This is a genomic window from Phaeacidiphilus oryzae TH49, assembly GCF_000744815.1.
Classification (GTDB): Bacteria; Actinomycetota; Actinomycetes; order Streptomycetales; family Streptomycetaceae; genus Phaeacidiphilus; species Phaeacidiphilus oryzae.
Genome location: NZ_JQMQ01000005.1, coordinates 2915051 through 2938844, shown reverse-complemented (window position 1 = coordinate 2938844; position 23794 = coordinate 2915051). Strand labels below are relative to the sequence as shown.

Below are 23794 nucleotides of genomic sequence, written 5' to 3'. Positions count from 1 at the left end.
TGTTCTTCGCCACGGGAGGGCGGCGGAACCAGGGGGTGGGCGATGGCGTCGGGACTGTGGGCCTGGCATGACCTGGGGTTGCTGTGGGGCGCGGGGTTCGCGCTGCCGGCGGCCGTGATCGACCTGCGGGAGCGCCGGCTGCCGGACCGGCTCACCCTTCCGGGGGCGCTGGGAACGCTGGTGCTGCTGGGCGCGGCCGGGGCGCTCGGCGATCGCAGCGGGTCCGCGGTGCGGGCGCTGATCGCGGCGGGGGTGCTGGGGATCGCCTTCTGGGCGGTGGCGCTGGTGGCGCCGATGGGCCTCGGCGACGCGAAGCTGGCGCTGACGCTGGGCGCCGCGCTGGGCTGGTACGGGTGGGGGGCCGTGCTGGTGGGGGTCTTCGTGGGCTTCCTGCTGGCGGGGGTGGCGGGCCTGCTACTGGTCGCGGCGGGCCGCGCGAGACTGGGGGATCCCATCCCCTTCGGCCCGTTCCTGGTGGCGGGGACGGCGCTGGCCGTGGCGCTGGCCTCTTCTCATTAGCCCCGGCCCCGCCCTTTCGCCGTTTCTTCCGGGGCTGCCCGCCCCGGGCCCCGGTGAGCCCGAAGGGCGATCCAGGGGCGCGGGGAACTGCGCGGCCCGCCGCGAACGGTGCCGCACCCGGCAACGGGCACCGGGTTGCAACCCGGACTCCGCTGCCGACTGCGGACCGTAAGTGGCCGGGCGCGCAGTTCCCCGCGCCCCTTTTTCGCCCTTCGGGCTCACGCGCGACCCCCGGGGCGTCAGCCCCAGATGTTGACCTTGCCGGAGAGGGCGTAGCCGTCGATCTCCGCGAGTTCCTCCTGGCTCAGCGGCGCGGCCTTCAGCGCCGCGATGTTCTGCTCCAGCTGGGCCACCGAGGACGCCCCGATCAGCGCGGAGGTGACCCGCGGGTCACGCAGCACCCAGGTCAGAGCCATCTGCGCGAGCGTCTGCCCGCGCCGCTCGGCGATCGCGTTCAGCCCGCGCAACCGGGTGACGTTCTCCTCCGACAGCAGCCCGGGGTCGAGCGACTTGCCCGCCGCGGCCCGCGAGTCCTCCGGGATCCCCTTCAGATAGCGGCCGGTCAGCAGCCCCTGCGCCAGCGGCGCGAAGCCGATCATTCCGGCGCCGACCGCCTCCAGCGTGTCCAGCAGGCCGTCGTCCTCGACCCACCGGTTGACGATCGAGTACGAGGGCTGGTGGATCAGCAGCGGCACGCCCATCTCGCGGAGGATCCGCGCCGCCTCCCGGGTCTGCGAGGCGGTGTAGGAGGAGATGCCGACGTACAGCGCCTTGCCCTGCTGGACCGCGCGGGCCAGCGCGGCCATCGTCTCCTCCAGCGGGGTGTTCGGGTCCGGCCGGTGGGAGTAGAAGATGTCGACGTACTCCAGGCCCATCCGCCGCAGCGACTGGTCGAGCGAGGCGGTGAGGTACTTCAGCGAGCCCCACTCGCCGTACGGGCCCGGCCACATGTCGTAGCCCGCCTTGGTGGAGAGGACCAGCTCGTCCCGGTACGGGCGGAAGTCGTCCCGCAGGTGCCGGCCGAAGTTGGTCTCCGCCGAGCCGTACGGCGGGCCGTAGTTGTTGGCCAGGTCGAAATGGGTGACGCCGAGGTCGAAGGCGCGGCGGAGGATCGCCCGCTGCGTCTCGAACGGCTTGTCGTCGCCGAAGTTGTGCCACAGCCCGAGGGAGATCTCGGGGAGCTTGAGACCGCTCCGGCCGGTCCTGCGGTAGGCCATGCTGCCGCTGTATCGGTCCTCGGCCGGGCGGTACGGGGTGGGGATCATATGAAGAGGTCTCGCCTTTCCCAGTTGATCGCGGTCCGCCACGGAAGACTATGCGCACCCGCGCGCTCCCGCCCGCCGCGGTCCCGGAGGCGGAGCGTTCGGACCGTTTCCCCACGGACGGTATGGTGTTTCGCCGGGGGCGACGGGGATTCGTCGGATGCTGCGTGCGCGTTGACCGACATACGCGCTGTGCGAAGGGCATCCCCTGCCCTGAGGAGGGGTTGGCAACCATGGGCCTGCGGGATCTCGTCTATCGCACTCCGGGTCTCTCGACCCTCGTGTACGGAACCTACGGGCGCCGGGTCGAGGCGCACCTCGATCCGCGCCAGGTGCCCCGGCACGTCGGAGTGATGCTGGACGGCAACCGCCGCTGGGCCAAGCAGGCCGGGATGTCCACCGCGGACGGCCACCGCAAGGGCGCCGACCGCATCCGCGACCTGCTGGGCTGGTGCGAGGAGACCGGTGTCGAGGTGGTCACCCTGTGGCTGCTCTCCACCGACAACCTGAACCGCCCGGAGGAGGAGCTCCGCCCGCTGCTCGGCATCATCGAGGACGCCGTGCGCGACCTCGCCGCCGCGGCGCCGCGCTGGCGGGTCAACCCGGTCGGCGCGCTCGACCTGCTGCCGGAGCACACCGCGACCGTCCTCAAGGAGGCCGGCCAGGCCACCGCCGAGTCCACCGGGATACTCGTGAACGTCGCCGTCTGCTACGGCGGGCGCTACGAGATCCGGGACGCCGTGCGCGCCCTGGTGCACGAGCAGGCCGCCAACGGCGGCACCCTGGAGGAGCTGGCCGAGTCCCTGGAGATGGAGGACATCGCCCGCCATCTCTACACCAGTGGGCAGCCCGACCCGGACCTGATCATCCGCACCTCGGGCGAGCAGCGCGTCTCCGGCTTCCTCCTCTGGCAGAGCGCCCACTCCGAGTTCTACTTCTGCGAGGCTTACTGGCCGGCCTTCCGCAAGGTGGACTTCCTGCGCGCGCTGCGCGACTACGCCAACCGGCACCGCCGCTACGGGGGTTGACGCCCCCTCGGCCGCCCGCCGGGCGGTGCGCGGCGGGCCCCGCCCGCCCGCCGAGCCGCGAACTGCCCGGAAAAGAGCTATTGCCCGCCCGTTCACCTGGGCAAACTCCAGAAACCGAGGGGGCGTCAGTTCCCGTTGCCGGGCATGCGTTCTGCGCCTGAGGGGAATACTCAGCGCAGACCGTGACCTCGGCCACCGGGGCCGCAGGTGCCGGTGAGAAAGCGGACGGCACGAGGCCGTCCGCCCGGGAGGCTTTGTGGCCAGCACCAAGAGCCGCCGGAAGGCGAACGACCGGCGCACGTACGTTCTCGACACCAGTGTGCTTCTGGCCGATCCGGTCGCCATGACCCGCTTCGAGGAGCACGAGGTCGTGCTCCCGGTGGTCGTGGTCACCGAACTGGAGGCCAAGCGCCACCACCCCGAACTCGGTTATTTCGCCCGGCAGGCCCTGCGCCTGCTGGACGACCTCCGGGTGCAGTACGGGCGCCTGGACGCGCCCATCCCGGTGGGCGGGGTCGGCGGAACACTGCGTGTCGAGCTCAACCACTCCGACCCCTCGATCCTGCCGAGCGGCTACCGGCTCGGGGACTCCGACACCCGGATCCTCGCCGTGGCCCGCAACCTGCAGGCCGAGGGGTTCGACGTCACCGTGGTCTCCAAGGACCTGCCGCTGCGGGTGAAGGCGAGCTCGGTCGGCCTGGTGGCCGAGGAGTACCGGGCCGAACTCGCGGTCACCTCCGGCTGGACCGGGATGTCCGAGTTCACCGTCTCCGGCGAGCAGATCGACACCCTGTTCGCCGAGGAGTCGGTCGACCTCTTCGACGTCCCGGGCGTCGAGGACCTGCCGGTGCACACCGGCCTGGTCCTCACCTCCGAGCGCGGCAAGGCGCTCGGGCGGGTCGCCCCGGACGGGAGGGTCCGGCTGGTCCGCGGGGACCGGGAGGCGTTCGGGCTGCGCGGGCGCAGCGCGGAGCAGCGGATCGCCCTCGATCTGCTCCTCGATCCGGACGTGGGGATCGTCTCGCTGGGCGGCAGGGCCGGCACCGGCAAGTCCGCGATGGCGCTCTGCGCCGGCCTGGAGGCCGTCCTGGAGCGGCGCCAGCACCGGAAGGTGATGGTCTTCCGCCCGCTCTACGCGGTGGGCGGCCAGGACCTCGGCTACCTGCCGGGGACCGAGGCGGAGAAGATGGGCCCCTGGGCGCAGGCGGTCTTCGACACCCTGGGCGCGGTCACCGCCACCGAGGTGATCGAGGAGATCGTGGCCCGCGGGATGCTGGAGGTGCTGCCGCTCACCCACATCCGCGGGCGCTCGCTGCACGACGCCTTCGTCATCGTCGACGAGGCCCAGTCGCTGGAGCGCAACGTACTGCTCACCGTGCTCTCCCGGATCGGTACCGGCTCGCGGGTGGTGCTCACCCACGACGTGGCCCAGCGGGACAACCTGAGGGTCGGCCGGTACGACGGAGTCGTCGCCGTGGTCGAGAAGTTGAAGGGGCATCCGCTTTTCGCCCATATCACCCTCAACCGGTCGGAGCGCTCGCCGATCGCCGCGCTCGTCACCGAGATGCTTGAGGAGCCGCACATCTGATACCGGGTCAGCCCAGGAAGGGCGACCCCCGCGCAGGCCGGCGCGCGGTCCTCCGATACCCTCGGGGGACCGCGCGTCGGCGTTCCGTGATGACCGCAGCTCACGGCCGCGCCGCCGACCTGAAAAGGCGTCAGAACGCCTGTGCGGTAGGGGTGGAGGGCAAAGTTTCCCGATCGTAATCCGGCCGCCGGGGCGCCGCCCGCTAATCGCACAAACTCCTCTGCTGTACGCCGTGTGAGCTTTGCCACGCAACTGAGAATTGCGTGAACGCGTCTCGGTCGGGCAGTGTGTGGGTTCTGTCAGGCCCCGCGTACGGCGTGACTTGTGTGCAACGAGAACTGAAGATGGACCAGCCGTACGCCGCCCGAAGCAGTTACCGCGTTTCGCCCTCACCGGCGAGTCGCACCGGGCCAGCGCCTCCTGTGACCCGAAAGATCTAGGGAGGCCCGTGTCAGGGGCGGGGTTCGTCCGTGCGGTCACCATGCGGGCGATGCTGGAAGGAAACCGTGTGAACCGGATCTCGGTCCGGGGTGTCGCAGTGGCCTCGGCCACCGCCGTCACCGCCGTAGGCGCCGTAGTCGGCGTCGCCTCGGGAAGCGAGACGACGCAGCACGTCAACGAGCAGCCGACGGCGGATGTGGCAGGCAGCACCCTCCTCGCCGACATCCCCTCCGGAGCGCAGGCGCAGACCGTCAGCGACAACATCTCCAAGCAGGCGGATGCACAGCAGTCCGCCGCGGAGGCTGCGGCGCAGAAGGCGGCGGCGGAAGCCGCGCGCCAGAAGGCCGCTGAAGCTGCGAAGGCCAAGCAGGTAGCCGCGGAGAAGGCCGCGGCAGCCAAGGCCGCTGCCGAGGAGAAGGCGAAGCAGGAGGCGGCGGCGAAGGCCGCGGCCCGTGCGGCGCTCACCCAGGACTACAGCGTCTCCGGCATCCAGGCGATGGCGCAGTCCATCATCGGTGACAGCACCCAGTACCAGTGCTTCTCGTGGATCGTCTCGCACGAGAGCGGCTGGAACTACAAGGCGACCAACGCCTCGACGGGTGCGTACGGCCTGGTGCAGGCCCTGCCGGGGAGCAAGATGGCCTCGGCCGGCTCCGACTGGCAGACCAACCCCGCCACCCAGATCAAGTGGGGTCTGTCCTACATGAACTCCCGCTACGGGAGCCCCTGTTCCGCCCAGTCCTTCTGGGAAGCGCACAACTGGTACTGATCCCGAGGTAGTACCCGCGCGTACCGCCCTAGGCACGCCGAAGCCCCCGACCCCTGTCCGGTCGGGGGCTTCCGCGTTCTCTCCACCACCTTTGAGAGCCATCGCCCGGGCCGTTCCGAGCCGGGGCGGAAGGCTGGAAGGGGTCTTCCGGAGCGGGGGAGCCGGTCGGCGATGGACGGACGGCGTTGTGTGCGGACGCCGTCAAAACTGGGCCTTCCCTTGGCGTCACCCGGTCAAACCTCCGAAACGGAGGTCCGGGAGGGTACGGTTCCCGCAGGGAAGGCAAGAGGGAAAGCAAGCTAGTGGGCAGGAGCAGTCCGACTGCCGGCGCGGCCGGCGGCGGGACGGGGAGGGCAGGGGATGGCGCGGCTGGGGCGTTGGGGACCGATCGAGTGGGGGGCCTCCGCCGTGTCCCGCACCCGGCAGGCCATCGAGAACCGCCGCAGGCGCGCCGACGAGCTGCTGCGCGAGGCGGAACGGCGGGCCGACGAGGCCGCGCGGGCCGCGCACGCGCCGCTGCCGCCCAAGCCGTCCGTGCCGCCGAGACCGGCCTTCCCGCCGCGTCCCTCGACGCCGCCGCCCGGCTACCCGTACCCGTACCCCTATCCGGAGGGCGGGGGCGGTGAGGCGGCCGGGACGGAGAACGGCGCCACGGCCGCCGCGCCGGGCGGGCCCGCCGGGACCGCCGGGACCGCTGGGCGGGCTGACGGCGGGTCAGGGGACCACGGCGTCGGACGGAACGATCAGGCGGGGGCGGCGGCGGGAACGGAGCACGAGGCCGTCGGGGCGGACGCGGAGCGGGGCGCCCCGGGCGATGGACGGGCGCGCGGCGAGGCCCGGGCGCCGGCGCATCCGGAATCCTCCGCTACCACCGGTGCTGCGGGTGCGGGTGCCGGTGCGGCCGCCGATGCCCCCGCCGCCGCCTCCGGGGGAACGGCGGGCGGTGCGAGCGTCCTGGCGCCCGTCGCCGGAGGGCCCGCCCCCGCGGGCCCAGGGAACGCCGGCCCGGCGTACGCGGGGCGCGGGGCGCCCGGCCGCGGCGAGACCCGCTACCCGGACCGGCCGGACGACCCGGCCGAGGCGGTGCCGTGGGGGCTGCGGGTCGCGGCCTCCACCACCTGGCGGCTGCTGCTGGTCGCCGCCGGGCTGTACATCGTCTTCAAGGTGATCACCGACCTGAAGGTGGTCACCCTGGCGTTCATGGCGGCGTTGCTGATCAGCGCGCTGCTGCAGCCCACCGTGGTGCGGCTGAGGGACGCCGGGGCGCCCCGGGCGGTGGCCGCGGCGACCGTCTTCCTCGGCGGGCTCTGCGGCATCGGCCTGGTCGGCTGGTTCGTCGGCTGGCAGGTCAGCACCAACCTCGGCCAGGTCACCGGGCATCTCCAGACCGGGATCAACCAGGTGCGCGGCTGGCTCATCCACGGCCCGCTGCATCTGACCGACACCCAGATCAACCAGTTCGCCTCCCAGCTGTCCAAGGCGGTCGGCACCAACAGCGACCAGATCACCCAGTTCGGCTTCTCCACCGTCTCGATCGTGGTCGAGGTGCTCACCGGCGTGGTGCTGGCGGCCTTCTGTACCTTCTTCCTGATCTACGACGGGGCCCGGATCTGGGGCTGGGTGCTGCGGCTCTTCCCGACCGGGGCGCGGATGGCGCTGGCCGGCGCGGGCCCGCGCGCCTGGCACACGCTGACCAGCTACGTCCGCGGGACGGTGCTGGTCGCCTTCATCGACTCGGTCTGCATCGGGATAGGGATCTACCTGCTGGGGGTGCCGCTGGCGGTGCCGCTCGCGGTGATCATCTTCCTGGGCGCCTTCGTCCCGCTGATCGGGGCGCTGGTCACCGGGACGATCGCGGTGCTGATCGGCCTGGTCACCCACGGGGTGTTCACCGCGCTGATGGTGCTGGTGGTGCTGATCGCGGTGCAGCAGATCGAGGGCCATGTGCTGCAGCCGCTGATCCTCGGGCGGGCGGTGCGGGTGCACCCGCTGGCGGTGGTGCTCTCGGTGGCCACCGGCTCGGTGGTGGCCGGGATCGGCGGCGCGGTGGTGGCGGTGCCGATCGTCGCCGTGACCAACACCGTGGTGGGCTACCTCCGCAGCCGCAACCGGGTCGACGAGGAGGTCCGCGAGGCGCTGCAACTGGCGCAGGAGGACGCGGCGGCGGAGGAGGAGACCGCCGAGGACGAGGCCGCGCACCGACGGGTGGCGGACGCCGTCCGCCGCTCCCGGCGCGACTGAGACGGCGCCGCCCCCGGCGGCGGTGAAGGGTTGCTGCTGCTACCCGTTCTCCGCTGCCGGGGGCGGCGCCGTCGCGCTCCGGGCGTTACGCCAGGCGCGCCTCGGACTCGAGGGTGACGCCGACCGCCTGGATCACCGCGGCGATCTTCACCGCGGCCTGGACGGTCTCGCGGGCCACGCCCGCCTTGCGGAGCACCTGCTCGTGGGAGTCAAGGCACTGGCCGCAGCCGTTGATCGCGGAGACGGCGAGCGACCACAGCTCGAAGTCCACCTTCTCCACGCCCGGGTTGCCGATGACGTTCATCCGCAGACCGGCCCGCAGGTTCCCGTACTCCTTGTCGGAGAGGAGATGCAGGGTGCGGTAGTAGACGTTGTTCATCGCCATGATCGCGGCGGCGCTCTTGGCGGCGTTGTACGCCTCGTCCGAGAGGTGCTTCCGCGCCTCCGGCTCCAGCTCCGCCAGGACGCGCTCGCTGCGCGAGGCGATCGCGGTGGCCAGCACGGTGCCCCAGAGCTGCTGCTCCGGGAGGTCCGAGTTGGCGACCACGGAGCTGAGGTTGAGCCGGAGGTCCTTGGCGAAGTCCGGCAGGGCCGCCTTCAGTTCATCGACTGCCATCGCGGATCAGCTCACTCGCCCGCGAGGAGCTTGACCGGGTCGAGGGTTTCCTCGCCCTTGCTCCAGTTGCACGGGCACAGCTCGTCGGTCTGCAGGGCGTCCAGCACCCGCAGGACCTCCTTGGGGTTACGGCCGACGGAGCCGGCGGTCACCATGGTGAACTGGATCTCGTTGTTCGGGTCGACGATGAAGACCGCGCGCTGGGCGAAGCCGTCCTCGCCCTCCACGCCCGCGGCCTTGACCAGCTCGTGCTTCGAGTCGGCCAGCATCGGGAAGGGCAGGTCGGCCAGGTCCTTGTGGTCCCGCCGCCAGGCGTGGTGGACGAACTCCGAGTCGACGGAGGCGCCCAGGACCTTGGCGTCGCGGTCCTCGAACTCGCCGTTCAGCTGGCCGAAGGCAGCGATCTCGGTCGGGCAGACGAAGGTGAAGTCCTTCGGCCAGAAGAAGACGACCTTCCAGCTGTCCTTGTAGTCCTCCGAGGAGAACTCCTTGAGCTCCAGCTTGTCCGCCGAGGGGCCCTCGACGCCCATGAGCTTCCAGGTGGGGAACTGGTCGCCAACAGTCAGCATGCGTGACGCTCCTTGTGCTTGTGGATCTCCAAGCAGCATGCCTGACGGGCAGTGATAGGGGAAATAGGTCTTTGTGCTCCAGTTGATAAGGCGAACGGATCAACCGGGTCGAGGGGTGCCGACGGAGTGTAATCCGGACCGGCGGGCGGGGGGAACGGAGTCCGCCATCCGATCCTGATCGATCGGCTGGCTAGAATCGCGTCCGTTGATTGGAGTCAGCTATCAGTACCGCCCGCACCACCCGCTCCGCCCGCACCACCCGGACTGCCCGGACCCCCTCCCGTACGCCCAGGCTGCCGACCGTCCCGCAGCTCAGGGCGCTGGCCGCGGTCGCCGAGCACCGGCACTTCCGGGACGCCGCGGCCGCCATCGGCACCAGCCAGCCGGCGCTGTCCGGAGCGGTCTCGGCGCTGGAGGAGTCGCTGGGGGCGCAACTGGTGGAGCGGACCACCCGACGGGTCGTCATAACGCCGCTGGGGGAACGCGTCGCCGAGCGCGCGCGCCGGGTGCTGGGGGAGCTCCAGGCGATCGGTGAGGAGGCGGAGGCCGCCCGCCGGCCGTTCACCGGGCCGCTGGAGCTCGGCGTGATCCCGACGCTGGCGCCGTATCTGCTGCCGACGGTGCTGCGGATGGTCCGGCGGACCTACCCGGACCTCGAACTCCACGTCCATGAGGAGCGGACCTCCTCGCTTCTGGACGGGCTCGGGGCGGGGCGGCTTGACCTGCTGCTGCTCGCGCTGCCCTCCGGCGGATCGGCGCCGACGCGGGAGATCCCGCTCTTCGACGAGGACTTCATCCTCCTCACCCCGCCGGACCATCCGCTCGCCGGGCGGTCCGACGTGCCGAGGGACGCCCTGCTGGACCTCGACGTCCTGCTGCTCGAGGAGGGGCACTGCCTGCGCGACCAGGCCGTCGACCTCTGCCGCGAGGTGGGCGCGGACGCCTCGACGACCACGGCCGCGGGGCTGTCCACGCTGGTCCAGCTGGTCGCCGGCGGGATGGGCGTGACGCTGCTGCCGGCCACGGCGCTGGAGGTGGAGGCGGGACGCAGCGACCGCCTGACCGCCGCGCGCTTCGCGCCGCCGGCGCCGGGCCGCCGAGTCGGCCTGGCGCACCGCCGCGGCTCGGCGCGCGAGGCGGAGTACGACGCGTTCGCCACCGCGCTCCGCGCCGCGCTGGCGGACCTTCCGGTCCACCTGGCTACGCCGTGAGCCCGCAGGGCGAATACAACGGGCGCGGGGAACTGCGCGGCCCGCCGCGTGCGGCGCCGCACGCGGCGGCGGAGTCCGGTTTGCCACCCAGTCGCCGTTGCGCGCGGGCCGCGCAGCCCCCCGCGCCCCGTACATGCGCCTGCCGAGCTGCGCCCCGGGGCGCAGCTCGGCTCAAGGCGGGCGTCAGACGTTCGCGGGGTCGCGGGCCGGCTCGTTGGTGGTGACGATGCGGGAGGGGGAGGACGCCCCGCGGTCGGTGGTCCAGGCGGCGATCGCCAGGGCCAGGCCGATCGCGGCCAGCGCGGAGCCCACCAGGGGAGGCGAGGTCCAGCCGAGGCCGGCGCCGATCGCGGCGCCGCCCAGGTACGCGCCCTGCGCGTTGGCCAGGTTGAACGCGCCCTGGACGGTCGCCGAGGCGAGCGTCGGCGCCTTGTCGGCGTTGCGCATCACGACCGTCTGGAGGAGCGGCACCACGGCGAAGCCGAACGCGCCCAGGGCGACCACGGTCACCGCCGCCGACCACTGCGCGTGGGCGGTCACCGCGAACAGCGCCAGGCAGCCGGTCAGCAGCACGAACATGGCGACCAGCCCCGGCCGCAGCGCCCGGTCGGCCAGGTAGCCGCCGAGGACGTTGCCGAGCGTCATCCCCACCCCGTACAGCGCGAGGATCAGCGTCACCGAGCCGGCCGAGAAGCCGGAGACGTCGGTCAGCAGCGGGGTGATGTACGAGTAGCAGGCGAAGAAGCCGCCGCAGCCGAAGACCACGGTGGCCAGCGCGAGCCACAGCTGCCCGCTGCGGAAGGCGGCCAGCTCGCGGCGCAGGCCACCGCCGGATCCGCTGTGGTGGTGCGGCAGTTGGGGCACCAGCCGGGCGATGGCAAGGGTGCCGAGCACGGCCACCGCGACGACCACCAGCATGGTGGCCCGCCAGCCGAGGTGCTGGCCGAGCAGCGTGGCGGCCGGTACGCCGACGATGTTGGCCACGGTCAGGCCGGAGAAGACGACCGACACCGCGCGGGCGCGCAGCCGCGGCTCGGCCAGTTCGGCGGCGGCCACCGCGGCCGCGCCGAAGAAGGCGCCGTGCGGCAGGCCGGTGATCAGCCGGGCGCCGGCCAGGCACCAGAAGTTGGGCGACACCGCGCAGAGGAGGTTGCCGAGGGCGAAGAGGGCGGAGAGCCCGATCAGCACGGTCTTCCGGGGCAGCCGGGTGGCGGCCGCGGTGAGCAGCGGGGCGCCGATGACGACGCCGAGGGCGTAGGCCGAGATCAGCCAGCCGGCCTGCGGGATGCCGACGTGCAGACCGCCCGCGATCTGCGGCAGCAGGCCCATCGCGGCGAATTCGGTGGTTCCGATGGCGAAGGAGGTCAGGGCGAGCGCGAGGAGCGCCACGGGCATGAGCGGTGACTCCGAAGGTCTGGTGCAGCGGCGGAGGATTGCGAGTGCGCCACGGCCACGCTGCCGCGCGAGACTCCCACCGTAAGGCCTCCGGAGGTCCGGGTACGAACGAGGAGGTTACGAACCGTCGAATGCCCCGGCGACCTGGCGGCCCGGCGCCCCGGGATCAGCCCACCCGCTGTTCGAACCAGACGACCTTGCCGGTGCTCAGCCGGGTCGCCCCCCAGCGCTGCGCCATCCGGCTCACCAGGTAGAGCCCGCGCCCGGCCTCGTCCTCCGGCCCCGGCCTGCGCATCCGCGGCAGCTGCGGGGAGTCGTCGCCGACCTCGCAGCGCACCACCCCGCCGCCGCGCTGGAACGCGGAGTCCGCGCCGCCGGTCTCGGTGCGCACCAGGCGGAGCGTCAGCGGGCGGGTGGCGTACCGGACGGCGTTGGTCACCACCAGGGAGACCATCAGCTCGGTGGAGTCGCGCAGCTCGTCGAGGCCCCAGCGCTGGAGCGCGTGCCGGGCCAGCCGGCGGGCCCGGCCGGGCGTCTCGGGGCCGGGGGCGAGGAACCAGTAGGCGACGTTCTCCGCCGGTATGCCGTCGCAGTGGGCCAGCAGCAGCGCGATGTCGTCGTCCCGGTCGCCCGGGCCGAGGATGGACAGGGCCCGCTCGCAGACCTCGCCGGGGGCCGCCTCGGGGTCGGCCGCGGCCACCCCCTCCGCCAGCAGCTCCATGCCCAGCCGGACGTCCCGGGTGTGCGACTCGACCAGCCCGTCGGTGTAGAGGAGGAGCCGGGTCCCCGGCGGGGCCGGCACCTCGACCGACTCGAAGGCGACGCCGCCGACGCCGATCGGCGCGCCCGGCGGCAGGTCCAGGTACTCGGCCCGGCCGTCCGGGGCGATCAGCAGCGGCGGCACGTGGCCCGCCTCGGCCAGCACCAGCCGGCCGGCGATCGGGTCGTAGACCGCGTAGACGCAGGTCGCCATGTGCTCGTGGCCGAGGCGCTGGGCCTGCTCGTCGAGGTGGTGGAGGACCTCGTGCGGAGGGAGGTCGAGGCCGGCCAGGGTCTGCACGGTGGTGCGCAGCTGGCCCATGATCGCGGCCGAGGTGATGGAGTGCCCCATCACGTCGCCGATCACCAGCGCCACCCGGTTGCCGGGCAGCGGGATCGCGTCGTACCAGTCGCCGCCGACATGGGCGGTCTGCCCGGCGGCCAGGTAGCGGTGCGCCAGCCGGACGCCCGCCGGCTCGGGCAGGCCGGCCGGCAGCATGTTCCGCTGCAGCTCGTCGGCGATCTGCGCCTCGGCGCCGTACCGGACGGCGGTGTCCACGCCGAGCGCGGCCACGGTGGCCAGGTGGCCGGCGGTGAGCAGGTCCAGCTGCTCGAACGGCGGGCTGCCCGGCCAGCGCAGCAGGACCAGCAGCCCGAGGACGGTCGACCGCCCGCGCAGCGGGACGGCCACCACCGAGGTGCCGGCCGGCAGCCGCTCGGCGCTCTCCGCCCCGTACAGCTCGTCGAGGAGGGCGAGCACCGGTGGCGAACCGGAGCGGCCGATGACCACCGGGCCGAGGGTGCGGGAGCGGCGGAGGGCGGTGTCCAGCGGGCCGCCGCGCCGGGGGCGGCACTCCCGCGGGGCCCACTCGGCGGGGCCGGCCCCGGGCGGACCGCCGGGGGCGGTGTCCACCCGGCGCAGCCGCAGCGGGACGGGGGGAGCGGTGCTGCCGGCGGGGGGCTCGTGGAGCGGGGTGGGCTCGCGGAGGTGCACCAGGATGCCGTCGGACAGCGAGGGGACCGCGGCCCGGCACAGCCCGTGGAGGGTGTCGTCCAGGTCCAGGGCGTTGTGGATCCGTCTGGTCGCGCGGTCCAAGTACCGTATGCGGTCCTGGAGTTGAGGCTCCGTCAGGGTGCGGGCGGGGGACTGCCGGGCGCCCGCGGCCGCACGCGGTCCGGGCAGGGGGGTTCCGTCGCTCCGCTCGCTCAGTCCTTCGTGGATGTGCACAGCGATGCCCGTCCTCGCGCTGCGGCCGCGCGCGTCGTCAGGTCCGGCAGTGGTAGTAGAGCTGCTCCTCCGGGGGCACCTCGGTGCTCGCCGGGGCGTACGGGTAGACGGCCTGGTGCTCGACCCGGAAGCCGTGGGCGGTGAGGAGGGCCGCCAGCTCCTCCCGGAGATAGCCGGAGACGCGGATCTCCCGGCCGAGGAACGGCAGCGAGTAGTCGTCCACATCGGCCTCCACCATGCCGAGGACGAGCAGCCCGCCGGGCGCCAGCAGGCCGCGGATCCGCCGCAGCACCGCCGGGATCTCGGCCCTGGGCAGCAGCATCAGGCTGAAGAAGGCGGCGACCGCGTCGAAGCCGTGCCGGGCGTCCGGGCCGAGCTCGGGCGGGGCGCCGGCGGCGAGCGCCTCGGCGGTGCCGACCTGGCGGAGGTCCAGGCGGTGGAAGCCGGCCGAGGGGACGCGCTCGCGGGCCAGGCTGAGCATGCCGCCGGCGATGTCGACGCCGGTGACCCGCAGTCCGCCGGCGGAGAGCTGCCGGGCGGTCGGCAGTCCGCTGCCGCAGCCGAGGTCCAGCACCCGGGAACCCGCGGGGAGCCGCTCCAACAGCCAGGCGCCAGCGTCCAGTTGGCCCTTGCGGTCCGGGTACGCCCGGTCGTAGCGGGGCCCGATCGAGTCGAAGGGCGCGTCGGGGGCGCGAGCGGGGGCCGCGAGGGCGGTGTCTGCGGTGGTCACGACCTGGCCGCACCTTTCGCCAGTGGTGGGCTGGGACTGATTGGAATGTCGACCGGTTTCGAGCATAGGGGGGAGGGAGGAGAGGTGGGACGGCTTTCCCCGGTTCGTGCGATCACCGGGCGGGACAGGGGTGGGCGCGTGAGGGCGCGGGGGTCGCGTTCACCCTCCGCGCGCGCCGGGTGGGCTCGCTTGAGCGGGGGTCGCGGCCCGCCGGCGGCGGGCCACGGCCCGGCTCAGGGGGACGTCATCGACAGGACGTCCAGGACCCGGTCCAGGTCCGCCTCGGAGATCCGGCCGGACTCGACGTGACCGCGCTCCACCACGACCTCGCGGATCGTCCTGCGCTCGGCCAGCGCCTGCTTGGCGATCTTCGCGGCCTCCTCGTAGCCGAGGTAGCGGTTGAGCGGCGTGACGATCGAGGGCGAGGACTCCGCGTACTCGCGCAGCCGTTCCTCGTTCGCGGTGATCCCGTCCACCGTCCGGTCCGCCAGCAGCCTGGCCACGTTGGCCAGCAGCCGGACCGACTCCAGCAGGTTGCGGGCGATCACCGGCATCATCACGTTCAGTTCGAAGCTGCCGCTGGCCCCGCCGGTGGCGATGGTCGCGTCGTTCCCGATCACCTGCGCGGCGACCATCGCGGTCGCCTCCGGGAGTACCGGGTTGACCTTCCCCGGCATGATCGAGGAGCCGGGCTGGAGGTCGGGCAGGTTGATCTCGCCGAGGCCGGTGCGCGGCCCCGAGCCCATCCAGCGGAGGTCGTTGGCGATCTTCAGGAAGCCGACCGCGATGGTACGCAGCTGGCCGCTCAGCTCCACCAGCGCGTCCCGGGCGCCCTGCGCCTCGAAGTGGTTGCGGGCCTCGGTGAACTCGATCCCGGTCGCCCGGGAGACCTCGGCGATCACCTTGGCGGCGAAGCCGGGCGGGGTGTTGATGCCGGTGCCCACCGCCGTTCCGCCGAGCGGGAGTTCGGCGACCCGCGGCAGCGCGGACTCCAGCCGCTCGATGCCGAGCGCGACCTGCGCGGCGTACCCGCCGAACTCCTGGCCGAGGGTGACCGGGGTGGCGTCCATCAGATGGGTGCGGCCCGACTTGACCACGTCCGCGAAGACCACCGACCTGCGGTCGAAGGCGGCGGAGAGGTGGCGCAGGGCGGGGATCAGGTCCTCGGTGACGGCGGTCGCCGCGGCGATGTGGATCGAGGACGGGAAGACGTCGTTGGACGACTGGCTGGCGTTGACCTCGTCGTTCGGGTGCACCGGGCGGTGGAGGCGCTCGGCGGCCAGGGTGGCGATCACCTCGTTGGCGTTCATGTTGGACGAGGTGCCGGAGCCGGTCTGGAAGACGTCGATCGGGAACTGGTCGTGCCAGCGGCCGGCGACGATCTCGCCGGCGGCCTCCGCGATGGCCTCGGCGGTGTCCGCGTCCACCACGCCGAGCTCGGCGTTCACCTTGGCGGCGGCGGCCTTGATCCGGGCCAGGGCCTGGATGTGGGCGGGGTCGAGCGGTCGCCCGGAGATCGGGAAGTTCTCGACGGCGCGCTGGGTCTGCGCACGCCATTTCGCTTCCGCCGGGACGCGGATCTCGCCCATCGAGTCATGCTCTACGCGGTACTCGCTCATGCTTCGCACAGCGGGGTGGGCAGCGGGTTTTGTTCCCGCGGCGGGAGTCGCGCCGTAGCGGCCGGGCGCGCAGTTCCCCGCGCCCCTGATGTGCCTGGCCCTTCGGGCCGCAAATCCCGGGCGCCCCGGATTTCAGCGCCGAAGGCGCGAGATCAGGGGCGCGGGGAACTGCGCGCCCAGCCCACCACTCACCCGCACCCGCACCCGCCCGGCAGCGCCTAGCCGCGCACGGGGATCGTCGTGAACGTCGGGGTCGACGGCGCCGGGTCGGCGAAGAAGTCGTTGCCCTTGTCGTCGACGACGATGAACGCCGGGAAGTCCTCCACCTCGATCCGCCAGACGGCCTCCATGCCGAGCTCCGCGTACTCCAGGACCTCGACCTTCTTGATGCAGTCCTGGGCCAGCCGCGCCGCCGGACCGCCGATCGAGCCGAGGTAGAAGCCGCCGTGCTTGGCGCAGGCGTCGGTGACCTGCTGCGAGCGGTTGCCCTTGGCCAGCATCACCTTGGAGCCGCCGGCCGCCTGGAACTGCTCGACGTAGGAGTCCATCCGCCCGGCCGTCGTCGGGCCGAAGGAGCCGGAGGCGTACCCCTCGGGGGTCTTCGCCGGGCCGGCGTAGTACACCGGGTGGTTCTTCAGGTACTCCGGCATCTCCTCGCCCGCGTCCAGCCGCTCCTTGATCTTCGCGTGGGCGATGTCGCGGGCGACGACCAGCGTGCCGGTGAGGGAGAGCCGGGTCTTCACCGGGTGCTGCGTCAGCTCGGCGAGGACCTCGTCCATCGGGCGGTTGAGGTCGATCGAGACGACGTCATCGTTGAGGTGCTCGTCGGTGGTCTCCGGCAGGTACTGGGCCGGGTCGGTCTCCAGCTGCTCCAGGAAGACGCCGTCGGCGGTGATCTTGGCGACCGCCTGGCGGTCCGCCGAGCAGGAGACCGCGATGGCCACCGGGCAGGAGGCGCCGTGCCGGGGCAGCCGGACCACCCGGACGTCGTGGCAGAAGTACTTGCCGCCGAACTGCGCGCCGATGCCGATCTTCTGCGTCAGCTCGAAGACCTTCTTCTCCAGCTCCAGGTCGCGGAAGCCGTTTCCGGCCGGGGAGCCCTCGGTCGGCAGGGTGTCCAGGTAGTGGGCGGAGGCGTACTTCGCGGTCTTCAGCGCGTACTCGGCGCTGGTCCCGCCGACCACGATCGCCAGGTGGTACGGCGGGCAGGCGGCCGTGCCGAGGCCCCGGATCCTCTGCTCCAGGAACTTCATCATCGAGGCCTCGTTGAGGACGGCCTTGGTCTCCTGGAAGAGGAAGGACTTGTTGGCCGAGCCGCCGCCCTTGGCCATGAAGAGGAACTTGTAGGCGTCCCCGTCGGTGGCGTAGAGCTCGATCTGCGCGGGGAGGTTGGAGCCGGTGTTCTTCTCCTCCCACATGGTCAGCGGGGCCATCTGCGAGTACCGCAGGTTGAGCTTGGTGTAGGCGTCGAAGATCCCCCGGGAGAGGGCCTCCTCGTCGCCGCCCGCGGTGAGGACGTTCTGGCCGCGCTTGCCCATCACGATCGCGGTGCCGGTGTCCTGGCACATCGGGAGGACGCCGGCCGCCGCGATGTTGGCGTTCTTCAGCAGGTCCAGGGCGACGAACTTGTCGTTCGGGCTGGCCTCCGGGTCGTCCAGGATCCGGCGGAGCTGCTGGAGGTGGGCCGGGCGCAGGTAGTGGGCGATGTCGTGCATGGCCTCGGCGGCCAGCTTGCGCAGCGCCTCCGGCTCGACCTTGAGGAACGTGCGCCCGTCGGCCTCGAACGTGCTGACCCCCTCGCTGGTGACGAGGCGGTAGGGAGTCTCGTCGGCTCCCTGGGGCAGCAGGTCCGTGTAGGCGAACTCGGGCATGGGTCGCTTCCTCACTGGGGTCGCTGGGTCCCGTCTGCGTCGGCGGGCAGAAAACAGGGTAGAACGCCCTCCGGTCGCGGCAGGTGGGCGGGCGTGGTAGCGCACGTCACATCGCTCTATTCTCGGGCCCGTGGACAACCAGGCGGAGAAAGAGCCGAACAGGCCGGCGAAGCCGGTGGAGCAGCGGGTCGAGCTGCGGGCCTCGGACGCGGACCGGGAGCGGGTGGTCGGCTGGCTGCGCGACGCCTTCGCCGAGGGGCGGCTCACCATGGACGAGCACGCAGAGCGGGTGGACGCCGCCTACGCGGCCCGCACCCAGGGCGAACTGGTGCCGCTGACCCGGGACCTGCCGGTGCATCAGGAGCATGTCGCGCAGACCGAGGGGGCGTCGCGGCCGGCCGCCCGCCCCGAGGTCGAGCGGGCGTATGGGCCGGACGCCGGCGACGGGCCCGCCACCAAGATCGTGGCGATCTTCGGCGGCGCCGAGCGCAAGGGCCGCTGGCGGGTACGGCGGCACATCAACGCGGTCGCGGTCTTCGGCGGTATCGACTTCGACTTCACGGACGCGGTGTTCGAGGCCCCGGAGACGGTGATCCGGTGCGTGGCGGTCTTCGGCGGGATCAACGTGGTGGTGCCGGAGGACGTCACCCTCCACGGCGGCGGCGCGGGCGTCTTCGGCGGCTTCGACATCCGGCAGGAGGAGGCGCCGGAGCCGTCGGCACCCGTGGTCCGGATCGAGGGGGCGGCGGTCTTCGGCGGGGTCGCGGGCCGGATGAAGCGGCGGAAGCGCCGCAAGCAGGAGCTGAGGCGGGAGCGCCGGGGGGAGCTGGAGGAGTAGCGGGCGGTTGCCCGCGGGGCCGACGGGGCCCGCGGGGCGGACGACGGCTGGGCGGCGACCGGACGGCGATCGGGCGGTGACCGGCCGGGGCCGGACGGCGACCCGGCGGAGGCTTCGCGGGGAACGGACGGACGCCGGCGGGGAAACGGACGGTGTTCGTTCGGGGCCGTTTGACCGGATGATCGAAATCCGTGCGGTGTGCATGAATCAGATTCCGCCGGGGTAGTTCTGGGGCACATCGTCCGCGAGGCTGTGCGGCCGAGTGGCGCACCCCGGAACCCCTCCAGCCGCTCGACCGACTGCAACCGGCCGTGGAGCGACGTCAGCCCTCGCCTAGCCGTCGTCAGGAGTGCGCCGTGCTGCATCCGATCGAAGCCCGTCAGGAAGCTTCCCGCCCCCGAGTGGTGAGTCAGCGGGGGCCCGGAGGCGCCGCAGACGGAGCCGTCCCCCAAGCCATTCGGGCAGGAGGGACCCCCAGCGGAGGGCGAACCGGCGACGACAACCCCTGGCACGCGGGCGCGGCCTGCCGGCGGGACGAGGCGGGTCTCTTCTTCGCCCCGTCCAAGGAGCCGACCGCGGCGCGGCTGGCCCGTGAGGAGGCGGCGAAGCGGGTCTGCGCGCGCTGCCCGGTGCTGCTGGAGTGCCGCGAGCACGCGCTGCTGATGCCCGAGCCGTACGGGGTGTGGGGCGGGCTGACCGCGGCGGAGCGGCGGGTGGTGCTGGCCCGGCGCCGCCGCCGCGAGCTGGAGCTCCGGGAGGCGCGGCACATCGCCGCCGCGGGCTGAGCGCTCCGGGGCCACGGGGGCGTCCACCAGCCGGGCCGGCCGCGCGGGGGCGGCCGTCGGCCCGCGGGCGGCCTGCCGTTCGGTTCCCCGCGCCCCTTGAACTCCTCGGCGAATCGCGGGGAACCGCACGGGCGACCGGCTACGCCGGGCGGTCGAAGTCGATCTGGCTGTAGGCGCGGAGCTTGGACAGCTTGTGGCGGCTGTCTATCTGCCGGATCGTGCCGCTCTTGGACCGCATCACCAGCGAGCTGGTGGTGGCCGTCTCGGCGCGGTACTGGACGCCCGGCAGCAGCTCGCCGTCGGTGATCCCGGTCGCCACGAAGAACACGTTCTCGCCGCTGACCAGGTCGTCGGTCATCAGCACCCGGTCCAGGTCGTGGCCCGCGTCGACCGCCTTCGCGCGCTCGGCGTCGTCCTTCGGCCACAGCCGGCCCTGGATGGTGCCGCCCAGGCACTTGATCGCGCAGGCCGCGATGATCCCCTCGGGCGTGCCGCCGATGCCGAGCAGCAGGTCGACGCCGGTGCCGTCGCGGACGGCCATGATCGCGCCGGCCACGTCGCCGTCCGAGATGAACTTGATCCTGGCCCCGGCGTCCCGGATCTCCTGGGCGAGCCGCTCGTGCCGCGGCCGGTCCAGCAGGACGACCGTGACGTCCTCCGGGGCGCAGCCCTTGGCCTTGGCCACCCGGCGGATGTTCACCGCTGCGGGGGCGGTGATGTCCACGAACTCGGCGGCCTCCGGGCCGGCCACCAGCTTCTCCATGTAGAAGACGGCGGACGGGTCGTACATGGTGCCGCGGTCGGCGACGGCCAGCACGGACAGCGCGTTCGGCATCCCCTTGGCGGTGAGGGTGGTCCCGTCGATCGGGTCCACGGCGACGTCGCACTCGGCGCCGGTGCCGTCCCCGATCCGCTCCCCGTTGAAGAGCATCGGGGCCTCGTCCTTCTCGCCCTCGCCGATGACGACGACGCCGTTCATCGAGACGGTGTGGACGAGGGTGCGCATGGCCTTGACGGCGGCGCCGTCCGCGCCGTTCTTCTCGCCCCGGCCGACCCAGCGGCCGGCCGCCATCGCGGCGGCCTCGGTGACCCGGACGAGTTCGAGGGCGAGGTTGCGGTCGGGGGCCTCGGGGGCGACCTCCAGCGACGAGGGAAGGTGGTGCGGGTTCTGCGCGGTCATCGATTCATGCCCTTCTGAGCGACGACGGCCGGAATGAGGGTCCTGCGATCGTATCGCCGACCTGCGTGGACCGTCTGTGGCCGCGCACACCCGCGGGCGGCTACGGGCCGGTGGGCGGCGGTACGGCGCCGGTACCCGAACCCCGTGTGCGGTATTCGTCCGGGCATGGGCCACCATGGTGGCGTGGCCAGTAGTGAAGCGATCCAGTCCCCGCAGGCGGCGGCGCCGTCGGAGCAGACCCCGCCGAAGCGCAAGGGGATGTTGTCAAAGTCATCGCGGGACATGGTGCTGTCCCTGATCGCCGTGCTGGCGTTCGGCGCGGTGATCTACGCGTTCATCCCGCACAGCGGGAAGAGCGCCGTCCACGAGATCTCGTACCGGGACTCGTACCTGTCGGCGAAGCGGGCCGCGCCGTACCCGATCCTGGAGCCGGCCGGGCTGTCCTCCGGCTACCGGGCGACCTCGGTGGACTACGACCCCAGCGCCTCCACCTGGCACCTCGGCTTCATCGACCCGGGCGGCCAGTACGTCGCGCTGGAGCAGAGCGGCGCCCCGGCCGGGTCGGACCGGCAGAGCTGGTTCGCCGACGTGACGACGAACGCGGCCAGGTCGGGCGGCGCCCAGACGGTCGGCGGGCAGCAGTGGGCCAGGTACCAGGGCGACCGTTACCGGGCGCTGGTACGGCAGGAGGCCAAGGACACCGTGGTGGTCACGGGCACCGAGTCGTGGGCGCAGCTGGCGAGGTTCGCGGCGGCGCTGAAGTAGCCGAAGCACCCGAGCCGGCCGGCCGGGTGCTTCGGCGGTGCTTCCGAGGTACTTCCGAGGTGCGTCAGACGGTGGTGACGACCTCGTCGTAGTCCAGGCGCGGGGCGCGGGGCTTGTAGGCCTCGTCGCCGGGCCTGCCGATGTTGATCACGGAGATCACCGAGTGGTCGCCCTCGGGGAAGAACTCCTTGTCGATCCCGGCGGCGTCGTAGCCGGTCATCGGCCCGGCGGCGAGGCCGGCCGCGCGGATGCCGACGATCAGGTAGCCCATCTGCAGGGCGGCGTTGAGGGCGGCGGAGCCCTCGCGGACCTCGCGGGCGCCGAAGAAGGCGTCCTTGAGGCCCGGGAAGTGCGGGACGAGGCGCGGGAGCTCCTCGTGGAACTCGTAGTCCGCGGCGAGGATCGCGGTCAGCGGGGCGGCCAGGGTCTTGGCCTTGTTGCCGTCCGCCATGTGGGCCACCAGGCGCTCGCGGGCCTCGGCGGAGCGGACCAGGACGATCCGCAGCGGGGTCTGGTTGAAGGCGGTGGGGCCGTACTTCACCAGGTCGTAGACGGCGCGCAGCTGCTCGTCCGAGACGGGCTCCGGGGAGAAGGCGCTCGCGGTGTGCGCCTCGCGGAAGAGGAGGTCCTGGGCGGCCTCGTCGAGTACCAGGGCGGGGTCGGACATGATGGGGCTACCTCGCTGATCGTTCGGTGGGACGACGATCAGGGTAGTACAAAGTTGAACTACGTCGAGCCGGGGCCGGGGGGCCGGGCCGTCGAGCCGGGCCCGGCTCAGCGGGCGGCCGTGGCCCCGCCCTGCTTCTCCTCGGCCTGGTCGGCCTGGTCGGCCTCCTCCGGGTCGCCGGAATCCTCGGCGAGGGCCGCGTCCAGGCGGGCGCGGGCGCCGTCCAGCCAGCGCTGGCAGACCTTGGCGAGGCGCTCGCCGCGCTCCCAGAGGGCGAGCGACTCCTCCAGGGAGCTGCCGCCGGCCTCCAGATTCCGGACGACCTCCAGCAGGGCCTCACGGGCCTGCTCGTAACCCAGGGCGTCGTCGGCCGCGCCGGCATCCTGCTTCTCATCTGCCATGGGCCCAGCCTAGAGCCGCCCACCGACGTTCCGGCCGAGGCCCCGGCGCTAGCCGCGGGGCGGGGCGGAGGTCACCTCCACGGTGAACTCGCCCTCGGCGACCCGGGCCCGGAGGGCTTCGCCGGGGCCCACCGCGGCCGGATCGCGGACCACCGAGTAGTCCGCCCGCTGGAGGACCGCGTAGCCGCGCTGGAGGGTGGCGGCGGGGGAGAGGGCCACCACCCGGGCGAGGGTGTGCTCCAGCTCGCCGGAGGCGCGGTCCAGGCGGTGGTGGAGGCAGCGGCGGGCGCGGTCCAGCAGGAGCTCCAGCTCGCCCTCGCGGTCGTTCAGCATCCGGTACGGGGCCGCGAGGGCCGGGCGGCTGCGCACCGAGTCCAGCCCGGCCTGCTCCCGCTCGATCCGGGACCGGATCGCGTACCGGGCCCGCTCGCAGGCCTGGCGGACCCGGGCCTGCTCCTCGCGGACGTCCGGGACCACCCGCTTCGCCGCGTCCGTCGGCGTCGAGGCGCGGAGGTCGGCCACATAGTCCAGCAGCGGCATGTCGGGCTCGTGGCCGATGGCGCTGACCACCGGGGTGCGGGCCTCCGAGACCGCGCGGACGAGCTGCTCGTCCGAGAACGGCAGGAGGTCCTCCACGCTGCCGCCGCCGCGGGCGACGATGATCACGTCCACCTCTGGGTCCGCGTCCAACTCCTGGACGGCGGCGATGACTTGGGGGACCGCGTGGACGCCCTGGACGGGGACGTTGCGGATCTCGAAGGCGACCGCCGGCCAGCGCAGCCGGGCGTTCTGCAGGACGTCCCGCTCGGCGGCCGAGGCGCGGCCGGTGACCAGGCCGATGCGGGAGGGGAGGAAGGGCAGGGGCCGTTTGCGGTCGGCCGCGAAGAGCCCCTCGGCGGCGAGGACGCGCTTCAGCCGCTCCAGGCGGGCCAGCAGCTCGCCGAGGCCGACCGGGCGGATCTCGGCGGCGCGCAGCGAGAGCGTCCCGCGCGGGGCGTACCACTCGGGCTTGGCCAGCACGACCACCCGCGCCCCCTCGGCGACCACGTCGGCGACGGCGTCGAAGACCCGGCGGTAGCAGGTCACCGAGACCGAGACGTCCTCGGAGGCGTCCCGGAGCGTCAGGAAGACCACGCCCGCCCCGGGGCGCCGGGAGAGCTGGGTGATCTGGCCCTCGACCCAGACCGCCCCGAGCCGGTCGATCCAGCCGCCGATCAGCGCGGACACCTTGCTCACGGGCAGCGGGGACTCGGCGCTCGTCTGCAATGGCATGCCACGAGCCTACGGCCAGCCGCCGACAGCTCGGCCCGGC

At 73.0% G+C, this 23794-nt stretch carries 21 protein-coding genes; 9 read left to right on the top strand and 12 right to left on the bottom strand.

Annotated features, from left to right (window positions below; translation table 11 throughout):
* Nucleotides 1–42 precede the first annotated feature (42 nt).
* Nucleotides 43–519: a prepilin peptidase gene (locus BS73_RS16815; protein WP_051940023.1), complete on the top strand. Its 477-nt coding sequence runs from the start codon at nucleotides 43–45 to the stop codon at nucleotides 517–519.
* Between the two features lie 239 nt (nucleotides 520–758).
* Here the strand turns inward: BS73_RS16815 and mgrA are convergent, their stop codons facing one another.
* Nucleotides 759–1784 carry an L-glyceraldehyde 3-phosphate reductase gene (mgrA, locus tag BS73_RS16810; RefSeq protein ID WP_084704131.1) on the bottom strand — a complete coding sequence of 342 codons (1026 nt, stop codon included), beginning with the start codon at nucleotides 1782–1784 and terminating at the stop codon, nucleotides 759–761.
* A 230-nt stretch (nucleotides 1785–2014) separates the two neighbouring features.
* On the opposite strand from mgrA, the gene BS73_RS16805 reads away from it, so the two are divergent.
* From BS73_RS16805 to BS73_RS40710, 4 genes are all read left to right on the top strand, one after another.
* A complete protein-coding gene (locus BS73_RS16805; RefSeq protein ID WP_051940022.1) occupies nucleotides 2015–2809 on the top strand; it encodes an isoprenyl transferase in 795 nt (264 codons plus the stop codon).
* A gap of 256 nt (nucleotides 2810–3065) precedes the next feature.
* Complete coding sequence (locus tag BS73_RS16800) at nucleotides 3066–4397, top strand: PhoH family protein (protein ID WP_037573365.1); 1332 nt, start codon at nucleotides 3066–3068, stop codon at nucleotides 4395–4397.
* Between the two features lie 508 nt (nucleotides 4398–4905).
* Entirely contained in the window at nucleotides 4906–5607 is a 702-nt protein-coding gene (locus BS73_RS16795) for an aggregation-promoting factor C-terminal-like domain-containing protein (RefSeq protein WP_037573363.1), read from the top strand.
* Nucleotides 5608–5967: 360 nt separating this feature from the next.
* On the top strand, nucleotides 5968–7848 hold the full coding sequence (locus tag BS73_RS40710) for an AI-2E family transporter (protein WP_051940021.1): 1881 nt from the start codon (nucleotides 5968–5970) through the stop codon (nucleotides 7846–7848).
* A gap of 85 nt (nucleotides 7849–7933) precedes the next feature.
* On the opposite strand, the gene BS73_RS16785 is transcribed toward BS73_RS40710, so the two are convergent.
* Nucleotides 7934–8464 (bottom strand): alkyl hydroperoxide reductase, encoded by a 531-nt coding sequence (locus BS73_RS16785; RefSeq protein ID WP_037573361.1) that lies wholly within the window; start codon nucleotides 8462–8464, stop codon nucleotides 7934–7936.
* A gap of 11 nt (nucleotides 8465–8475) precedes the next feature.
* The gene (locus BS73_RS16780; protein ID WP_037573360.1) at nucleotides 8476–9033 is read right to left on the bottom strand and encodes a peroxiredoxin; all 558 of its coding nucleotides are present in this window, start codon (nucleotides 9031–9033) and stop codon (nucleotides 8476–8478) included.
* 293 nt (nucleotides 9034–9326) lie between these two features.
* On the opposite strand from BS73_RS16780, the gene BS73_RS16775 reads away from it, so the two are divergent.
* Nucleotides 9327–10244 (top strand): LysR substrate-binding domain-containing protein, encoded by a 918-nt coding sequence (locus BS73_RS16775; RefSeq protein ID WP_037579912.1) that lies wholly within the window; start codon nucleotides 9327–9329, stop codon nucleotides 10242–10244.
* 183 nt (nucleotides 10245–10427) lie between these two features.
* Here the strand turns inward: BS73_RS16775 and BS73_RS16770 are convergent, their stop codons facing one another.
* The 5 genes from BS73_RS16770 to BS73_RS16750 all read right to left on the bottom strand — a co-directional run bounded on the left by BS73_RS16770 (nucleotide 10428) and on the right by BS73_RS16750 (nucleotide 17846).
* A complete protein-coding gene (locus BS73_RS16770) occupies nucleotides 10428–11639 on the bottom strand; it encodes an MFS transporter (protein ID WP_037573357.1) in 1212 nt (403 codons plus the stop codon).
* Between the two features lie 166 nt (nucleotides 11640–11805).
* Nucleotides 11806–13494 (bottom strand): ATP-binding SpoIIE family protein phosphatase, encoded by a 1689-nt coding sequence (locus tag BS73_RS16765; protein ID WP_407675020.1) that lies wholly within the window; start codon nucleotides 13492–13494, stop codon nucleotides 11806–11808.
* Nucleotides 13495–13663: 169 nt separating this feature from the next.
* Entirely contained in the window at nucleotides 13664–14356 is a 693-nt protein-coding gene (locus BS73_RS16760; protein ID WP_037573355.1) for a class I SAM-dependent methyltransferase, read from the bottom strand.
* 233 nt (nucleotides 14357–14589) lie between these two features.
* A complete protein-coding gene (locus BS73_RS16755) occupies nucleotides 14590–15975 on the bottom strand; it encodes a class II fumarate hydratase (protein WP_037573350.1) in 1386 nt (461 codons plus the stop codon).
* 218 nt (nucleotides 15976–16193) lie between these two features.
* On the bottom strand, nucleotides 16194–17846 hold the full coding sequence (locus tag BS73_RS16750) for a fumarate hydratase (RefSeq protein WP_037573348.1): 1653 nt from the start codon (nucleotides 17844–17846) through the stop codon (nucleotides 16194–16196).
* A 130-nt stretch (nucleotides 17847–17976) separates the two neighbouring features.
* On the opposite strand from BS73_RS16750, the gene BS73_RS16745 reads away from it, so the two are divergent.
* Both BS73_RS16745 and BS73_RS16740 read left to right on the top strand, forming a co-directional pair.
* A complete protein-coding gene (locus tag BS73_RS16745; protein WP_037573346.1) occupies nucleotides 17977–18684 on the top strand; it encodes a DUF1707 SHOCT-like domain-containing protein in 708 nt (235 codons plus the stop codon).
* A 455-nt stretch (nucleotides 18685–19139) separates the two neighbouring features.
* Nucleotides 19140–19469 (top strand): WhiB family transcriptional regulator, encoded by a 330-nt coding sequence (locus BS73_RS16740; protein WP_037579907.1) that lies wholly within the window; start codon nucleotides 19140–19142, stop codon nucleotides 19467–19469.
* A gap of 139 nt (nucleotides 19470–19608) precedes the next feature.
* On the opposite strand, the gene glpX is transcribed toward BS73_RS16740, so the two are convergent.
* The gene (gene glpX, locus BS73_RS16735) at nucleotides 19609–20649 is read right to left on the bottom strand and encodes a class II fructose-bisphosphatase (protein ID WP_037573343.1); all 1041 of its coding nucleotides are present in this window, start codon (nucleotides 20647–20649) and stop codon (nucleotides 19609–19611) included.
* Between the two features lie 183 nt (nucleotides 20650–20832).
* Here glpX and BS73_RS16730 point away from each other — a divergent pair, with 183 nt between their 5' ends.
* A complete protein-coding gene (locus tag BS73_RS16730) occupies nucleotides 20833–21414 on the top strand; it encodes a DUF4245 domain-containing protein (RefSeq protein ID WP_235215428.1) in 582 nt (193 codons plus the stop codon).
* A 64-nt stretch (nucleotides 21415–21478) separates the two neighbouring features.
* Here the strand turns inward: BS73_RS16730 and BS73_RS16725 are convergent, their stop codons facing one another.
* The 3 genes from BS73_RS16725 to xseA all read right to left on the bottom strand — a co-directional run bounded on the left by BS73_RS16725 (nucleotide 21479) and on the right by xseA (nucleotide 23754).
* Nucleotides 21479–22081: a malonic semialdehyde reductase gene (locus BS73_RS16725; RefSeq protein ID WP_037573339.1), complete on the bottom strand. Its 603-nt coding sequence runs from the start codon at nucleotides 22079–22081 to the stop codon at nucleotides 21479–21481.
* Between the two features lie 107 nt (nucleotides 22082–22188).
* Complete coding sequence (locus BS73_RS16720; RefSeq protein WP_037573335.1) at nucleotides 22189–22482, bottom strand: exodeoxyribonuclease VII small subunit; 294 nt, start codon at nucleotides 22480–22482, stop codon at nucleotides 22189–22191.
* A 48-nt stretch (nucleotides 22483–22530) separates the two neighbouring features.
* Nucleotides 22531–23754, bottom strand: coding sequence for an exodeoxyribonuclease VII large subunit (xseA, locus tag BS73_RS16715; RefSeq protein ID WP_037573332.1), 1224 nt, complete (start codon nucleotides 23752–23754; stop codon nucleotides 22531–22533).
* Between the last annotated feature and the right edge of the window lie 40 nt (nucleotides 23755–23794).

What these genes read in the sequence shown, in the direction of transcription:
- BS73_RS16720 (WP_037573335.1), bottom strand. Translation starts at nt 22,482, where the DNA reads ATGGCAGATGAGAAGCAGGATGCCGGCGCGGCCGACGACGCCCTGGGT.
- BS73_RS16780 (WP_037573360.1), bottom strand. Translation starts at nt 9,033, where the DNA reads ATGCTGACTGTTGGCGACCAGTTCCCCACCTGGAAGCTCATGGGCGTC.
- mgrA (WP_084704131.1), bottom strand. Translation starts at nt 1,784, where the DNA reads ATGATCCCCACCCCGTACCGCCCGGCCGAGGACCGATACAGCGGCAGC.
- BS73_RS40710 (WP_051940021.1), top strand. Translation starts at nt 5,968, where the DNA reads ATGGCGCGGCTGGGGCGTTGGGGACCGATCGAGTGGGGGGCCTCCGCC.
- BS73_RS16815 (WP_051940023.1), top strand. Translation starts at nt 43, where the DNA reads ATGGCGTCGGGACTGTGGGCCTGGCATGACCTGGGGTTGCTGTGGGGC.
- BS73_RS16750 (WP_037573348.1), bottom strand. Translation starts at nt 17,846, where the DNA reads ATGCCCGAGTTCGCCTACACGGACCTGCTGCCCCAGGGAGCCGACGAG.
- BS73_RS16805 (WP_051940022.1), top strand. Translation starts at nt 2,015, where the DNA reads ATGGGCCTGCGGGATCTCGTCTATCGCACTCCGGGTCTCTCGACCCTC.
- BS73_RS16770 (WP_037573357.1), bottom strand. Translation starts at nt 11,639, where the DNA reads ATGCCCGTGGCGCTCCTCGCGCTCGCCCTGACCTCCTTCGCCATCGGA.
- xseA (WP_037573332.1), bottom strand. Translation starts at nt 23,754, where the DNA reads ATGCCATTGCAGACGAGCGCCGAGTCCCCGCTGCCCGTGAGCAAGGTG.
- glpX (WP_037573343.1), bottom strand. Translation starts at nt 20,649, where the DNA reads ATGACCGCGCAGAACCCGCACCACCTTCCCTCGTCGCTGGAGGTCGCC.
- BS73_RS16755 (WP_037573350.1), bottom strand. Translation starts at nt 15,975, where the DNA reads ATGAGCGAGTACCGCGTAGAGCATGACTCGATGGGCGAGATCCGCGTC.
- BS73_RS16725 (WP_037573339.1), bottom strand. Translation starts at nt 22,081, where the DNA reads ATGTCCGACCCCGCCCTGGTACTCGACGAGGCCGCCCAGGACCTCCTC.
- BS73_RS16785 (WP_037573361.1), bottom strand. Translation starts at nt 8,464, where the DNA reads ATGGCAGTCGATGAACTGAAGGCGGCCCTGCCGGACTTCGCCAAGGAC.